The sequence below is a fragment of the Leptolyngbya sp. 'hensonii' genome, from assembly GCF_001939115.1.
Lineage (GTDB): Bacteria > Cyanobacteriota > Cyanobacteriia.
In genome coordinates this window covers 1-15,376 of sequence record NZ_MQTZ01000006.1, presented here as the reverse complement: position 1 = coordinate 15,376, position 15,376 = coordinate 1, and the positions used below count along the sequence as shown (strand labels likewise).

The following is a 15,376-nucleotide window of genomic DNA, read 5'->3' as shown; positions in this document are numbered from 1 at the left end:
ACTCCTTAAGTTCGCAAGTAAGTCGCAGCCAGATGATAGACCAGCGCTTTCCGTTGCATGGTTTGAAAGATGTTGTAAAAACCATTGGCACGAGACGGAGTTAGGCTGATATCCAGCCCGGTTTTCTGAATGAAATCAGGTGTTAACTGGATAATTTCTGCGGGGGCCAACCCGTTCAATCCTTCAACCAACAGCCCCACTAATCCCTTAGTTAGTTGAGAGTCGGAATCTCCCTGAAAGATCACCTTGCCCTGCTGCAAACTGGCAGTCACATACACCTGAGACACACAGCCAGAAACTTTATGGTCTGTCACCTTTTGCTCATCGGGAAATGGCGGCAGGCGCTTGGCAAAGCAAAGCAAGTACTCATAGCGCCGCTTCGGTTCCGAAATCTGTTGGAACCGCTGGACAATCCGCTCAAGGGAGGCAGGCAAGGGTTGGGAGACGGGCGACATACTGTTCTAGCAGCAAGCTATCTGTAAAAATGATAATCATTCTCATTATATAGGAAGTGGGTGAAAAACTGAAGCTGTTCTTCACAAGCGATACCAATCCTGCGGTTGATCTATTCCTATGCGGTACTGAGGCACACTGCTATGAGTGTTTCGCTGATTTAGCTAAACCTGAAATTCAGAATGTGTCACAATAGCCTTATTGTGTTATTGTTCAGTTACCTATTCGGTTTTGATGGGGAGCAGCCATCAGACGCAAGGGGGAAAGTGCAGTGTAAATCTGCCGCTGTCCCGCAGCTGTAAGGAGAGGCGCAACTCTCTGAGTCAGAATGCCCGCCGATTGGTAAACCCGTTACATAAACATCTGCGAGGTACGGATGATGAAAACTTCAGGATTTTGCGATTGGTTTTTTGTTGGAATTTTAAGGTTGTAGCCTTCTGAGTTGACGATTTGAATTGAACGCGCGATTGACATTTAGCAAGGCTACCTGATCAAAGGTGGCTGATGTTGCATTTGGCAGTTGTAGCTAATGTCCTCGCTACGTCTGGTTATGGGCTGTTTCCAAATCGGGAACAGCTAATCTTCTATGCTTATCCACAAAATTTAGAACGCTACAGCTATGACTATTCCAACTGCAACGCTGGGGTATCCCCGCATTGGTAGAAATCGTGAGGTTAAAAAGGCATTAGAAGCCTTTTGGAGCCATAAATCTGATGCAGAAACCTTGCTTCAAACGGTTCGAGAGGTTGAATTGGCGAACTGGAAGACGCAACTCGAAGCCGGGATCAATCGCATTGGCATCGGTGACACCACCCTTTATGACCATGTACTGGATTGGAGTGTTCGTTTGGGGCTAATTCCCGATCGCTTTCGTCATCTGTCGGGACTCGATCAATATTTTGCAATGGCACGCGGCAAGGATGGCAGTCCTGCCCTAGAAATGACTAAATGGTTTGATACCAACTATCACTATCTGGTGCCCGAAATTGCGGCTGATGCAAAGCCGGAGGCAAACTTTGCAGACTTTTTGACAAGGGTGCAGCGAGCAAAAGACTTTCTCGGTGAGCGAGCCGTGCCAATCATCCTCAGCCCCGTCACCCTATTGCGTTTAAGCCGTTTGGAAGGTGATCTGACAACCCATCTCGAAAAACTATTACCGCTTTATAGTGATTTGCTCTCTCGACTGAAAGCACTGGGCATCACTGAAGTGCAGGTGCATGAACCGATTCTCGTCACAAGCAATGCAGCGGATCTGAAAGAGGCGATCGCAACCACTTACACCCAGCTTGCTCAAATCGGTGTACCCATTCATCTCGTCACCTATTTTGACGATCTGGGAACCACGTATCCCTGGGTGATGGAATTGCCTGTCGCTGGCATCAGTTTAGACTTCACCCGTGGACGCAGTCTCGACTTATTGCAACAACATGGATTTCCAGCCGATAAACAGTTGGGTGTGGGGATTGTGGATGCGCGCAATATCTGGAAAATTCGTCCTAGATCAGTGTTATCAACGCTAGAAACCATTCATAGCATCACGCCAAATATTCGATTGCATCCTTCATCATCCCTGCAATTTGTTCCCTATGATGCGACGCGAGAAACAAAACTGCCAGAACCCTTGCGAAATGTGTTGAGTTTTGCGGAACAGAAACTGGATGAGGTGGTGATCTTGGCACAGACGCTTGATGGAAATGATCCGGGTGATCAATTAGCAGTAGTGCAAACTCAATGGAAAACCTTTGAGCAGTTCAGCCCTGTAAATTCAGCAGTACAAGATCGGCTCCGCAACCTGACTGTCAATCATTTGGAGCGCGCTATGCCCTATGAGCAACGCAAAAAACTCCAGCCAACGCTGCCGCCCTTTCCGACAACAACCATTGGCTCATTTCCACAAACCTCAGAGGTACGGCAACTACGAGTCAAGCTAAAACGGGGTGAAATCACTCAAGCCGAATACGAAGCGGCGATCGATGCAGAGATTGCCAAGTGCATTCAAATTCAAGAGGAAGCTGGGCTAGATGTGTTGGTGCATGGCGAGTTTGAACGCACTGACATGGTGGAATTCTTTGGACAACAGCTCTCTGGATTTGCCTTTACCGAACACGGTTGGGTGCAAAGCTATGGCAGTCGCTGTGTGCGTCCACCGATTATTTACGGAGATGTTGTCCGAACCCAACCTATGACTATTCGAGAGTTCAAGGTGGCGCAATCCCTCACCGATAAAATTATGAAGGGGATGCTGACTGGGCCCGTGACAATGATCAACTGGTCGTTTACCCGCACGGATATTCCTCGCAGTGAACAGGCAATGCAGATTGCCTTCGCCCTGCGAGATGAAGTCGCAGATTTAGAAGCGACTGGAGCGAAAATGGTGCAAATTGATGAACCCGCTCTGCGGGAGGGATTGCCCCTGAAGCCAGAACGCTGGAATGAGTATCTGTCTTGGGCGGTTGATGCGTTCCGTTTGGCGGCAGGAGTTGCCAAGCCCGAAACTCAAATTCACACCCACATGTGCTACTCCGAGTTTGGCGACATTATTCAGCACATTGAGCGTCTGGATGCGGATGTGTTGTCGATCGAGAATAGCCGCAGCAACAATGAGACCCTATTTGAAATTACGGATGCAGGCTACCAACATCAAGTCGGTAACGGCGTTTACGATGTCCATAGTCCAGCGATTCCTAGTACTGAGTTGATGGTTCAACAGCTAAAAACTGGGATTGCCAATCTACCGATCGAACAGATTTGGGTCAACCCTGATTGCGGATTAAAAACACGCCGCTGGGAGGAAGTGATTCCATCGCTGAAAAACATGGTAGAAGCCGCAAAAATCATCCGGGAGGAAGCCAATGCGAAATGATCTCTGGCAAGGCTATTGTGGTTACTGGCAAAACCTATTCATTCGAGAAAATCTGTTACCCCTGGGACACGCCGCGTGGCAAGGATTTACCACTCAGGGACGGGGCATGGTTGCCTGTGATGTGGCGATCATCAACACCGAGTCTGTGGATTGGTGTAGCGATGTCGTGGAGTACACTGCCCGATTTGTTCCCCTGTCCGATATTTCGACCTATTTGCAAACTCTCAATTTAACGGCAACCTTAATTGAACGTCTGATCGATACCGTTCAAACCTATGATCCTGCCCAACAAATTCTGCTGTTAATTAACGAAAATGGACGGGCAGACATTAATTTGCTTCAGCATCTTGCCATCTCCCCAGCAGCCTGCTATCAGCAAATGCAGCAGCGTTGGTCAGAATTCCAGCTTGAAACCCCTACCCACGGAGGATGTCATGAGTGAAGTGCCTGAACCGATGGACTGGCAGCAAGACTTTATTGCTACAAATTTACTAGTACTCGGCTACAACGCCTGGGCAGGCTATCTCGGTGGTGAACGCGGTGCCCTCATTTGCAGCACTAATTCTCCCACAGTGGGGATTGCGGGGGAATCTTTCAAAACCTACTTTATCCAGCGATCTCGTCTTGCTGCTTTTTTAAACGCCTGGTTAGCGGCTCCCGATACGGTGATTCTGCGCCATCATTTTATGAATGCTCATATTCTGGAAGCTGTAGATACTTACAATCCGGCGACTGAATTGGTATTCCTACTGGAATCATTTAACCAGGTGACATTCTTTTACCTGAAAAATCTGCCCATCACCCCACCCCAATGTTACGAGCAAGTGTGTAAAACCTGGGAGGAGTTTCAGCCAGCCGTTTGTGCATTGCAGAAGGAGATTGTGCAGTAATTTTGATGGACGTTCGCGCAGCATTTTGGAACGAGATGCTCAGCTATTCCTTCATCTCGACGTATTCCTGAACTGAAACCTATTATGCTCAAACACTACCTGAATCGCTCTGGACAGATCCCGACAGCGGTTCATCCCTTTGTAAAATATGAATTTTCTCGTCAACTAAAACCATCGGATACGATCAAAAAATCTGACTTTGTGTTGACTCCATACATCAAAACCAGCAACCTGCGAGCAACGTATCAAATTCTCAATACCATTGTCCCTTATGTTCTTTTATGGATTGTGGCTGTACAAGCAGCCACAATTTCCCTATGGCTGCTCCCCCCAATCATGGCTCTGATGTTTCTCTTTTCACTGCGCTGTTTTTCTTTGATGCATGATTGTGGACACTATTCTCTCTTCCGGTCAAAGCAGGCGAATCGAATCGTTGGGTTCCTACTGGGTGTAATCAATGCGATTCCCCAATATGGCTGGTCAAGGGATCATGCCTACCATCACAAAACGAATGGTGACTGGGAGCGATATCGGGGTGTTGCAGATTTCTTATCCACCGAGGAGTTTTCTCAGCTCGATCCGTTCAATCAAAGGCTGTACGAAGTCCTACGACATCCATTAATAGGAATTCCAGGTGGTTTTTTCTACCTGGTCATCAAGCCCAGATTCATGTTGATTATGGGAATCTATGATTTCATCCATCATGTATTTACTGCCCTGAGGCAGGGTTCGGAGTTGAAGAACTTCGCGCAAACCCTATCTACCCATCAGTCAAAACACTGGCAGTCGGTTGCTGAATTTTGGGATCTCCTGTTGAACAATATTTGTGTCATTGGCGGCTGGATTTTTCTGAGCCATCTGTGGGGAGTTGGACTGTTTTGGAGTATTTACTCGATCACCCTCAGTTGTTCTGCAACGATCTTCATCTGGGTCTTTTTTGTCCAGCATATTTTTGAGGGGGCTTATGCTCACAAAACAGCAGGTTGGGACTATATTTTAGGAGCAGTTCAGGGCAGCAGTTATTTAGAATTACCCACCATTCTCAGATGGTTTAGCGCCGATATCGGTTATCACACGATTCACCATCTTTCCGAAAGAATTCCCAATTATCATCTTGCTGCTTGTCATCGTGAAAATAGTCACCTGCTCTCGGATGTCAAGACCCTGCGAATCGGAGATCTATTTGACTGTGCCCAATTTCTTCTGTGGGATGCGGACTCAGACCGTTTAGTGTCGATCTCATCCTTTCATCAAACGGCTGAGACAATAGCGAACCCAGTTCCCAACTGTGCAAGTAACGGAGAAACAGGTAGTCCAGCAGTCAAAAGTCTTGAATAGTGAGGTTTCATCCAGATGAATATATCAATTGCTACGCTAGGAATTCTACTGGTACTCCTGATAGTTGGAATTGCGCTCTATCTACTCACGGCCCGTCGCTATCAATCTCCTGATTCTGTCGCCAATTCCTATGATGATTGGACGAACGACGGCATTCTGGAATTTTACTGGGGCGAACACATCCACCTGGGGCACTATGGCGCTCCCCCTTGCAAAAAGGATTTTCTCAAAGCCAAAGAAGACTTTGTGCATGAAATGGTACGTTGGGGCGGACTAGATTGCCTGCCTTCCGGTACTACTGTTTTGGATGTGGGCTGTGGTATTGGTGGCAGTAGTCGCATTCTGGCACAGGAGTATGGCTTCCATGTAACTGGCATTACCATCAGTCCCCAGCAAGTTAGACGCGCCCAAGAATTGACACCACCTGGGGTGAGTGCCCAGTTCAAGGTGGATGATGCGCTGGCACTGTCTTTCCCGGATGCCAGCTTTGATGTAGTCTGGTCGATCGAGGCAGGTCCGCACATGCCCGATAAAGCCCAGTTCGCCAGAGAGCTATTGCGCGCTCTGAAACCGGGTGGCATTTTGGTGGTTGCTGACTGGAATCAGCGGGACGTTCGTGCAACGCCCCAGAATGGGAATCGTCATACACCCCTAAACTTCTGGGAAAAGCCAGTGATGCGCCAACTGCTCGATCAGTGGTCTCATCCCGCGTTTTCCAGCATTGAAGGATTTGCAGAATTACTGGAGGCAACCGGACTGGTTGCGGGTGAAGTCACCACTGCTGACTGGACAGTGGAAACTTTACCCTCGTGGCTCGACTCTATCTGGCAGGGAGTAGTGCGTCCAGAGGGAATTATTCGGTTTGGCGTGATTGGGCTAATTAAATCATTGCGGGAAGTGCCCACGTTCCTGTTGATGCGTTTGGCATTTGGATCAGGGTTATGTCGCTTTGGCATGTTTCGAGCAGTACGCGCCCATGTCCTAATGGGTGAAGTATTCCGGTCCAACCAAACAGGGGATAGATTAGTGCAATTCTCCTACGGAGCACCTAACGCAGCCTAAAATGCTGCGTGATTGACGGAAGAAACTGGGGTAATTGCCTATCCTAAAACTGTGTTCTGACAGTTAAGACCGAAGCATCAATGGTGCTAAGTGCCTGACTCGGAGCATGGTTCTGGGACTCGTGGTGATTGCACTGGTGAAGGATTTCCTATCCTGTTTAGAAGACTTTCCAGCAACCGTCCCAGGTCAGAGCACCTTTGCAAACAAGAGGAGGAGAAATGTCACGGCAACCAGTGGAACCTAAAATCAGCCAAATTCATCCTCATGCTGCTGGGATTGATATTGGTGCAGAGACACACTGGGTCAGTGTTCCAGTTGGGCGAGACCATTTTGTCAAAACTGTGCCAGATCGTTTGAAGCATCGTTCCGCTATGGCGATTTGCACGTTTATCAACTTCTCTTTTACAAAGGTAAGCAATGGCGATTGGATACTCCTTTAACGTTCACTGTTCACATAATCCAAACCATTTAGGGGGGTGCCTTTAATGCTACAAACCGGCTGCACTGTTGAGGACAAAAAATTCCGACCTCAACGTTCAAAAGAGTTTCAGACTTTTTCCTGTACTTTACCCACCCATGGAGGCTGTATGGCAATTCGTGAACAACTCAAGGCGATCGCTGACCAAAAGCATTTGCTGAAACATCCCTTCTATATCGCCTGGACAGAAGGGAAGCTTACTCGTGGGCATCTAAAACCCTATGCAATTCAGTATTTTCAGAATGTGCTAGCGTTTCCAACTTATGTCAGCGGAGTACATTTCAATACGCCTGCCATGGATGGAGCGATCTTAGTCCGCCAGGAAATTTTGGAAAACCTGATCGAAGAAGAACGGGGCGAGAATAACCATCCGGCGCTCTGGAAACGGTTTGCGATCGCGCTCGGTGCAGCGGAAGCTGAACTAACTGAGACGGCTCCTTTAGCAACCACAACAAATCTGATCGAAACCTTCCGCAGCATTTGCATCAATTCTCCCTTCTACGCTGGATTAGCTGCATTGGTGATGTACGAGTCTCAAATTCCTGAAATTGCAGCCGTTAAAATTGATGGCCTGAGGCAGTTCTATGGCATGAACAATCCAGAAGACTACCAGTTCTTCACGGTCCATCAGGCGGCGGATGTGTGGCACACTGAAGCCGAATTGAAACTGATTGAGCAGTACGCAGATACGCCTGAGAAAGAGGCGGAAGTACTGCAAGTTGCGCAGCAAGCGGTGGATGCCCTGTGGCAATTTTTAGATGGAGTCTACAAAACTTATTGTGCTGATCTGAATGCTGAAGTGGCAGCTGCGTCGTAAGTAATCGTTCCTGAGAAAGCAGCCTTTTGGTGCCACCGTTTAGTTTCCACTTGCTTTTTAATGCTAATGGCAACGCTGAAATTTCTCCAACATCAAAGCCGTCGTCACACTTGATGATTATCATGACTCAACATACGTTGTTTGTTTGTGTGCTTTGCCGCCCTTCAGAGACTAGTCAAACACAGGCTGGCTTGAGTGCGGGTCAAGCTCTCTTTGATCATCTGAGTCAGGGCTTAGAAGCCTGTGACTGGCAAGAAGCGATTCAGCTACGTCCAGTGCGCTGTCTGGGCGCTTGTAGCCGTGCTTGTGTGGTAGCCTTTGCGGCTCCTACCAAACTTACGTTCATCTTAAGTGAACTGTCTCCGACTCATTCAGTACCTGAACTCCTGCAATTTAGTGGCCAGTATGTCGCTTGCTCCGAGGGCAAAGTGCCGTACAAAGAGCGCCCAGAGGTCGTGAAGAAGGGTATACATGCCGTCTTACCACCACTGCCAGTGGAAAATCAGTAACGCTCATTTAGCTTTATCAAGTACCAGATCATGCATAAAATTCCAGTTACCGTTGTGACAGGCTTTTTGGGAGCCGGAAAAACCACACTCGTGCGTCATCTATTACAAAACAATCAAGGTCGTCGCATTGCCGTATTGGTCAATGAATTCGGCGAAATGGGGATTGATGGTGAGTTATTGCGATCGTGTCGCGTTTGTGATGACGATGAAGACCCGAATAACAATATTTTGGAACTGGCGAATGGCTGTTTGTGCTGCACCGTGCAGGAAGAGTTTTTGCCGACAATGCAGGAGTTGTTAAAAAGGCGCGATCGTCTTGACTGCATCCTGATTGAAACCTCTGGATTAGCCTTACCCAAACCTCTGGTACAAGCCTTTCGCTGGCCCGAAATTCGCACTGGAGCAACCGTCGATGGTGTTGTGACTGTCGTGGATTGCGAAGCTCTTGCCAATGGTCAGTTTGTCGGTGATTTAGATGCCCTGGAAGCTCAACGGCAAGCGGATGATAGCCTGGAGCATGAAACCCCGATCGAAGAACTGTTTGAAGATCAGTTGGCGTGTGCCGATATGGTGTTGTTAACGAAGGTCGATCGCGTTGATTTAGCAACTCAAAAAAAAGTTCAGCAGTGGTTACAAAAGGAACTTCCAACCGGGGTGAAAATTGTGCCCTGCAAACAAGGAGAAATTAGCCCTGATCTTCTACTGGGATTTAATGCCGCTGTTGAAGACAATCTCGACTCTCGCCCTAGCCATCATGATACGGAAGAAGATCATGAACACGATGAAGACATTACTTCGGTTCATGTGGTACTTGATCAGGCATTTGACCCAGCAGAGTTGGTCAACCGCTTGCAATCTCTGGTTCAGCAGTATGAGATTTATCGGATTAAGGGCTTTGTAGCCGTGCCCAATAAAGCCATGCGGTTAGTCGTTCAAGGTGTTGGCAATCGATTTGATACTTTTTACGATCGCCCCTGGCAACCCGATGAACCCCGTCAAACTCGGTTAGTGTTTATTGGGCGATCGCTCAATTTAAAGCAGGTTTCTGCTTCAATTCAGGAGGAGATCCATTCTCGGTGAGTACAGCGACATCCAGGTTATTCTGGGGTGAGACGCAGCTTTCGAGTCGGGATCAGTGCTACGTTGTAGGAGAACGATGATGGGTGAATTCTCTCGCCAAGTTACGCCACTCAACCGCACGATTACAGAACCGCTGACCACAGGCGGACAGATTGAGTACGAAGACTTTCCCTGTACGATCGATGTCACGGGACCACTCCTCTACACGCTGTTTCAAGAACGCTGGCAGGAAACCCAGATCGGACATGTGGTGGAAGGGAGCGTGCTGGAGTTGGAATTCACTCAACCGCCTAAAATTTGCATTCTGTATGATGGCTATCTCACTGTCGTTACCGAAGCATGGCATCTGCATCTTTGTCTGGAAGAACATCTGGGCGGACCTCTAGCAAAAACACCTCCTGAACTACGGCAGCAGCGACTGATTCACCGTGCCTCGCTGTATCGTCGTCTAAACGAACGGGGAGAAGCCCGCAGTTGGGGGATTCAGTTTTGGAATGGATCTGGCGAAAAGATGATGAATCTGTTTTTGCCAAATCCCTTTGTCGGTGAGGATGAAGACCTGCTCCCAGAAGGTAAACCCCAACTCGAAAAGTTGAGTTTGTACCAGGAATTGCGCGAAACCTACATTCTGGGAACTCGTCCGATTCCGTTTGACCAGAATCCCTTAAAGCGTCCTTATCTTGCGGTGTGTCGCTCCAGTCGTTGCTATCCTTCGCGCAACTGGCAACCGATTATTGAGGCACTCCAGGAAGCCATCAAGCAAGCCGAACTGGATGTCTATGTGATGACCTCTGGTTGCCTGGAGGTTTGCAAACTGGGTCCGGTCGTTTTCTATTCCAGTGACAGAACCTGGTACACTCGCGTCACGCCTGACATTGCCAAACAGATTGTGCAAGACCATGTTCAGCAGGGACACAAAATCGAGTCTCATCTCTATCCACTGATTCAGCATTCGCCATGAACCGTTGGCAAAGCCCACCGAAGGTATCGCGTCTTGGGTCTATCTTTTTGGGCTGTGTGATCGCCCTCTCAGCCTGCATAATCGCACCACCTCAGCCCTCCACTAACTCCAACCCGGAGTGTGTGCAAGAGTATCGCGCGGATGTAGATTACTTTCCGAATAAAGTTCGCTTGACTGATGCTCAGGGATTCACCGTGACGTATCATCAACACTACAAAGTGGTTTCAGTGAATCGTCCCTGGAAAGATGCCAAAACGCAATTTCAATATGTGCTGGTGCAGTGTGGAACTCCAATTCCATCGGGATTTAAGCCAGAGCAAATTGTACAAATTCCAGTCCGTTCGGTCGTTGCGTTATCCACAACTCACTTTGTTCCGTTGGAGCGGTTAAACGTCCTCGATCGCTTAGTTGGAATTAGTAATTTTAAGGATGTCACAACTCCTGCTGTGACGGCAAAAATTGAAGCAAACCAATTGGTTGAAGTCGGTGATTCTGGGAATTTGAGTGTCGAAAGAGTGCTGGAACTGTCACCAGAATTGGTTACTACCTTCGGTACGGGCAACCCTCAACAAGATACCCATCCTAAACTCCTGGAGGCGGGACTGAAGGTGGCGATCGTTGCCGAATATATGGAATCGACTCCGCTGGGAAGAGCCGAGTGGATCAAGTTTCTGGCAACGTTTTTTAACCGGGAGGCAGAAGCAGAACAACGCTTTGCAGAAGTGCGGCAGCGATACCAGGCGATCGCGGCAAAAGCCACCCAACGGCAACTAAAACCGACCGTCTTTTCAGGCTTCGATTATCAGGGCACCTGGTATATCCCAGGGGGCGAGAGCTATGTGGCGCGGTTTTTTCAGGATTCAGGTGCCACTTATCTTTGGGCAGATGAACGAACACCGGGCAGTGTGCAGTTAAATTTTGAGCAGGTCTACGATCGCGCTGTCACCGCTCAGTATTGGATTGTCAATGCAAATAGCGTCAAAACCCGCGCAGATTTGCTGGCAGCGGACCCTCGCTATCAAAACTTTATAGCCGTACAATCGGGTAAGGTGTTCAGTCCGACAGCCAAAGTCAACCCTGACGGGGGCAACGATTACTGGCAAAGCGGCACTGCCAATCCAGATTTAATCCTGGCAGATTTGGTGAAGATTTTTCATCCTGAGTTAATGCCAGAACATCAATTTGTGTACTATCGACAGTTGCCCCAATGAAGTGGCGTGGTTCTGCATCTTACCCCTGGCTATTGGGCATCCTGAGCGGTGGTTTGTTGCTGTTGTTTGTTGTAAGTTTAGCGATCGGAACGGTGCCAATTCCATTATCGGATGTGTTCACAACTCTGATGGGTGGTACTCCGACCAAGCCCACCTGGAGCGCGATCATCTGGCAATTTCGCCTGCCGCGATCGCTGACAGCCATGTTGGCAGGTTCTGCCCTCGCCATTAGCGGCTTACAACTGCAAACCTTGTTTCACAATCCGCTGGCAGGGCCGTTCGTGCTGGGAATTAGTTCGGGTGCCAGTTTGGGGGTCGCGATCGTGGTGCTTGCCTCGCAGCAACTTGGGGTTCTCTATGGCGATATCAACATCATTACCGCCGCCTGCATTGGAGCAGCGAGCGTCGCAGTATTGGTGATTGTGACGGCGCGAATAGTGCAAAGCGCGATCGCGCTCCTCGTGTTGGGACTAATGTTTGGCTATGCCACCGGAGCAGTTGTCAATATTCTGCTGCAACTGAGTTCTGCTCAACAGGTACAGCAGTTTGTCATTTGGACGTTTGGCAGCTTTGGCGGTGTCACCTGGGCGCAACTTCCCCTGATGGCGAGTGGAGTTGTGATTGGCAGCGCGATCGCGTTTATCACAACCACTGCCTTGAATGTAATTCTGCTTGGCGACACTCAAGCCCGATCGCTGGGAGTCAGTCTAAATCGACTCCGGTTTCTAGTTTTACTCAGTTCATCCATTCTGGCAGGAGTCGTGACTGCGTTTTGCGGACCCATCGCGTTTCTGGGTGTTGCAGTGCCTCATCTGTGTCGAGGTGTGCTGCAAACGAGTGATGTCCGATGGCTTCTACCCAGCGCAACGATCGTTGGGGCTGGGCTAGCATTAGTGGCAGATTTGCTGTCGCAAGTTTTGGTGCGATCGTCGGTGTTGCCGCTCAACTCGGTGACTGCTTTGATTGGCACACCGATTTTGATCTGGGTGATTCTCCGTAATCAAATCAGACATTAATCAATTTTCTTAACCCTTTCTCTTGTTGTATGCTTCTCCACACTGAACACCTCACTGGCGGTTACCGGGATCATTCTGTGATCCACGATCTGCATCTAACTCTGCAACCGGGTGAGTGGCTCAGTCTGATAGGCGCAAATGGATCGGGTAAGTCTACACTGCTAAAGTTGTTAAACCGCCTGTTAATACCGCAACAGGGAGCGGTGTGGCTGGATGGCAAGGCGATTCACAGTCTCCCGGCTCAAATTGTGGCGCAAACGCTGGCGTGGTTGCCGCAGCAATCGATCGCACCAGCGGGTTTAACGGTGCGACAACTGGTGAGTTTGGGACGCACCCCATACCAACCCTGGTGGCAGTGGGAATTGAACGCAGATGACCGTGATCAAGTGGAAACCGCAATGGCACAAGTGCAGGTGCAACAGTTTAGCGATCGCCCGGTAGAGCAACTGTCAGGTGGAGAGCGGCAACGGGTATTTCTGGCGCTGGCACTGGCTCAGGCACCAAAAGTGTTGTTGTTAGATGAACCAACGACGTACTTAGATATTCACTATCAATTAGAGTTGCTGGAATTGTTACGGCGGTTGAATCGAGAACAAAACCTGACAATTATTACGGTGTTGCACGATATAAATCTGGCTGCCCGATTTAGCGATCGACTGGCATTGTTGCGTCACGGTTGCTTGTGGGCGATCGGGACTCCTGTTGACACTTTAACCCTGGAGAACTTACGGCAGGTATTTGACATTGAAGCTGCAATTCTACAAACTCCCGTTGGGCTTCAGGTGTGTCCCTTAACACCAGCCTCAATCTAATAGAATTCTATTAATTTGGTAAGTCTCCGTTAGGCAAGTTGAATCGCCACCAATGGAAGTCTCTCCAACTGTACCAGAAATGTTTGACAGCCTATCTTCTGACAATTTTGGTTTTGCCATGCGATAGAGTTTACCAGTAAGTGAAAGCACAGTTGCTTTGAAGCGCAATAGTCTATGACTCGCCTGCGGCGATCGCGGTGGCAGCAAAGCTCCCGTCAAAATAGTCTGATCCAGGATAGCTTCAGCAAGCCCAACTACCTCGGAAAGATTGGCTTTCGTCAAATTGGTGTGACTCAAATTAGCCTCAGTTAAACAACTTTGGTGCAAGTTTGCCAAAATCAGAAATGCCTTTGTCAAATTGGCTTGCGTTAAGTTAGCAAAACTGAGATTAGAGTGGATTAAGAATGCGCCACTTAAATCCGCTCGATGCAAGTTCGCACCACTGAAATCAACGCTCATCAGAGATGCACCCCGCAAGTCGGCGCAGTTTAAGTCAACATCCTGCAACCGGACATCTCTGAGATAAATACCACGTAGATTAACTCCTCGAAAGTTACGCTCGCCCCGTCGATAGTGTTCTAGAAATTCGTCTGCTCTCATGTGGAATGGTTTGACCGGATTGCCTGTAGTTTTGCACTTCGGCATAATTTAACAGACCACACCTGATCTGACTATCCTGGTCAGGGGCATTTGAGGATTACGAAATGATTAAAGGTATCAATACTCTGAGTTGGGTCACAATACTGTGTGGGATTTTGGGATTTGATGGAAGTCAGATCGCTACTGCTACAAATGGCACATCGCGCGATTCCGCCCAGGACAAATTCACTTTACTAAATGACCATCAACAACTTGCGCTTCAGCCAACTCGTCCGACCGAAACACCCGATCAATGGGTAGAACTGGGGCGGCGGGTGCATGGAGGCTTTGGCTCCTACATTGCCTTAGGCATTCGTATCGGTTTGGATGCCATGCAACGATTAAATGCAGCCCCCCGCACACTGGATGTCACCTACTACAGTGGGGCGATCGCCCCCTGCCCTTGCGTTGCAGATGGCATCATGATTGCCACCACTTCAACCCCTGGACAAAACTTGTTGCGAGTTGCTACGACTACCAGCCCAGAGGGGACTTTTGGCGTTGCTGAGATTCGCAATCGCACCACCGGAGAAACGCTTCGCTACACCATTCCGGCGACTGCCAGAGCGCAGTTAGATGACTGGAATCAGAACACAACTGGACGACAACGCTACGATGCCGTAATGAATGCTTCCGAAGAGTCGCTATTCTCGGTAGAAGCCATCCCCTGATTCGCTGTTCAAATCAACGATATATTTAGCCAAGATTGAAGCCCCAGCAGGCGAACTAACTGGAACTTCAGGGAAGTTTTGAGATGCGTAGCAGGAATGACAAACCACCTACCCGACGCTATTAAACAACACTGCCCACAGAACACCAGCCGCACCTACAGCCAGCAGTAAATTCGTGAAAAAGCGACCTGCCTCCGCATTAAAGCCCAGCACTTTATCTTCTTTGCCAGCGGTGAAAAACAGTGACCATGCCTGATTTGCGCTGATGACTTCAGATTGAGCGTTAAAGTCTGGTCTGAAGACGACGGGACCAATCAAATACTTGTTGGGAAAATCGGTAGTGCGTCAAACTGATGTGGGTCTGGTAGAGTAAGGAATCAACGATTCACCTACTCAAGCTATGGAATGTAAGCTCTGCGGTCATTCTAAGACTCACAAGCATGGCAAGATGCCGAATGGGCATCAACGCTACTTTTGCCTGGGGTGCCAACAAACCTTCTCAGAGAGTTTTGACACCCTCTACTACTACCGTCACGTCAGTCCAGAGCAAATTCAACAAGTCCTGCAAGCTCACAG

The 15,376-nt window shown here is 48.8% G+C and carries 16 protein-coding genes, 1 pseudogene and 1 riboswitch; of the genes and pseudogenes, 14 read left to right on the top strand and 3 right to left on the bottom strand.

The annotated features are described in order from the left end of the window. Nucleotides 1–5: 5 nt before the first annotated feature. On the bottom strand, nucleotides 6–455 hold the full coding sequence (locus tag BST81_RS02880) for a SufE family protein (RefSeq protein WP_075597045.1): 450 nt from the start codon (nucleotides 453–455) through the stop codon (nucleotides 6–8). Nucleotides 456–662: 207 nt separating this feature from the next. Continuing rightward, nucleotides 663–808: riboswitch (cobalamin riboswitch) on the top strand. Nucleotides 809–1,072: 264 nt separating this feature from the next. Between BST81_RS02880 and metE the strand changes: the two genes are divergently transcribed. The 12 genes from metE to BST81_RS02815 all read left to right on the top strand — a co-directional run bounded on the left by metE (nucleotide 1,073) and on the right by BST81_RS02815 (nucleotide 13,490). Continuing rightward, nucleotides 1,073–3,316 carry a 5-methyltetrahydropteroyltriglutamate--homocysteine S-methyltransferase gene (metE, locus tag BST81_RS02875; RefSeq protein WP_075597044.1) on the top strand — a complete coding sequence of 748 codons (2,244 nt, stop codon included), beginning with the start codon at nucleotides 1,073–1,075 and terminating at the stop codon, nucleotides 3,314–3,316. Then, nucleotides 3,306–3,758, top strand: a complete 453-nt coding sequence (locus BST81_RS02870) for a hypothetical protein (protein WP_075597043.1) — start codon at nucleotides 3,306–3,308, stop codon at nucleotides 3,756–3,758. The genes metE and BST81_RS02870 overlap by 11 nt, the downstream gene beginning before the upstream one ends. Next, the gene (locus BST81_RS02865; RefSeq protein WP_075597042.1) at nucleotides 3,751–4,206 is read left to right on the top strand and encodes a hypothetical protein; all 456 of its coding nucleotides are present in this window, start codon (nucleotides 3,751–3,753) and stop codon (nucleotides 4,204–4,206) included. The genes BST81_RS02870 and BST81_RS02865 overlap by 8 nt, the downstream gene beginning before the upstream one ends. A gap of 84 nt (nucleotides 4,207–4,290) precedes the next feature. Continuing rightward, nucleotides 4,291–5,544 (top strand): fatty acid desaturase, encoded by a 1,254-nt coding sequence (locus tag BST81_RS02860; protein ID WP_083636620.1) that lies wholly within the window; start codon nucleotides 4,291–4,293, stop codon nucleotides 5,542–5,544. A 15-nt stretch (nucleotides 5,545–5,559) separates the two neighbouring features. Beyond that, nucleotides 5,560–6,606: a methyltransferase domain-containing protein gene (locus BST81_RS02855; RefSeq protein WP_075597041.1), complete on the top strand. Its 1,047-nt coding sequence runs from the start codon at nucleotides 5,560–5,562 to the stop codon at nucleotides 6,604–6,606. 587 nt (nucleotides 6,607–7,193) lie between these two features. Beyond that, nucleotides 7,194–7,901, top strand: coding sequence for a CADD family putative folate metabolism protein (locus BST81_RS02845; protein WP_075597039.1), 708 nt, complete (start codon nucleotides 7,194–7,196; stop codon nucleotides 7,899–7,901). 122 nt (nucleotides 7,902–8,023) lie between these two features. Beyond that, complete coding sequence (locus BST81_RS02840; RefSeq protein ID WP_075597068.1) at nucleotides 8,024–8,410, top strand: DUF1636 domain-containing protein; 387 nt, start codon at nucleotides 8,024–8,026, stop codon at nucleotides 8,408–8,410. 30 nt (nucleotides 8,411–8,440) lie between these two features. Next, nucleotides 8,441–9,490, top strand: coding sequence for a cobalamin biosynthesis protein CobW (gene cobW, locus BST81_RS02835; protein ID WP_075597038.1), 1,050 nt, complete (start codon nucleotides 8,441–8,443; stop codon nucleotides 9,488–9,490). 76 nt (nucleotides 9,491–9,566) lie between these two features. After that, nucleotides 9,567–10,451: a (2Fe-2S) ferredoxin domain-containing protein gene (locus BST81_RS02830; RefSeq protein ID WP_253188063.1), complete on the top strand. Its 885-nt coding sequence runs from the start codon at nucleotides 9,567–9,569 to the stop codon at nucleotides 10,449–10,451. Then, nucleotides 10,448–11,662 carry an ABC transporter substrate-binding protein gene (locus BST81_RS02825; RefSeq protein WP_075597036.1) on the top strand — a complete coding sequence of 405 codons (1,215 nt, stop codon included), beginning with the start codon at nucleotides 10,448–10,450 and terminating at the stop codon, nucleotides 11,660–11,662. The genes BST81_RS02830 and BST81_RS02825 overlap by 4 nt, the downstream gene beginning before the upstream one ends. Continuing rightward, nucleotides 11,659–12,678: an iron ABC transporter permease gene (locus BST81_RS02820; RefSeq protein WP_075597035.1), complete on the top strand. Its 1,020-nt coding sequence runs from the start codon at nucleotides 11,659–11,661 to the stop codon at nucleotides 12,676–12,678. The genes BST81_RS02825 and BST81_RS02820 overlap by 4 nt, the downstream gene beginning before the upstream one ends. Before the next feature lie 29 nt (nucleotides 12,679–12,707). Further along, the gene (locus BST81_RS02815; protein WP_075597034.1) at nucleotides 12,708–13,490 is read left to right on the top strand and encodes an ABC transporter ATP-binding protein; all 783 of its coding nucleotides are present in this window, start codon (nucleotides 12,708–12,710) and stop codon (nucleotides 13,488–13,490) included. Here the strand turns inward: BST81_RS02815 and BST81_RS02810 are convergent. Then, nucleotides 13,482–14,135 carry a pentapeptide repeat-containing protein gene (locus BST81_RS02810; RefSeq protein ID WP_075597033.1) on the bottom strand — a complete coding sequence of 218 codons (654 nt, stop codon included), beginning with the start codon at nucleotides 14,133–14,135 and terminating at the stop codon, nucleotides 13,482–13,484. The two genes, BST81_RS02815 and BST81_RS02810, sit on opposite strands and share 9 nt — an antisense overlap. 59 nt (nucleotides 14,136–14,194) lie before the next feature. Between BST81_RS02810 and BST81_RS02805 the strand changes: the two genes are divergently transcribed. Beyond that, nucleotides 14,195–14,800: a formylmethanofuran dehydrogenase subunit E family protein gene (locus BST81_RS02805; RefSeq protein ID WP_075597032.1), complete on the top strand. Its 606-nt coding sequence runs from the start codon at nucleotides 14,195–14,197 to the stop codon at nucleotides 14,798–14,800. 108 nt (nucleotides 14,801–14,908) lie between these two features. Here the strand turns inward: BST81_RS02805 and BST81_RS02800 are convergent, their stop codons facing one another. After that, entirely contained in the window at nucleotides 14,909–15,118 is a 210-nt protein-coding gene (locus tag BST81_RS02800; RefSeq protein ID WP_075597031.1) for a hypothetical protein, read from the bottom strand. Nucleotides 15,119–15,200: 82 nt separating this feature from the next. On the opposite strand from BST81_RS02800, the pseudogene BST81_RS28685 reads away from it, so the two are divergent. After that, nucleotides 15,201–15,376: pseudogene (locus tag BST81_RS28685) on the top strand (IS1 family transposase); the annotation flags it as partial.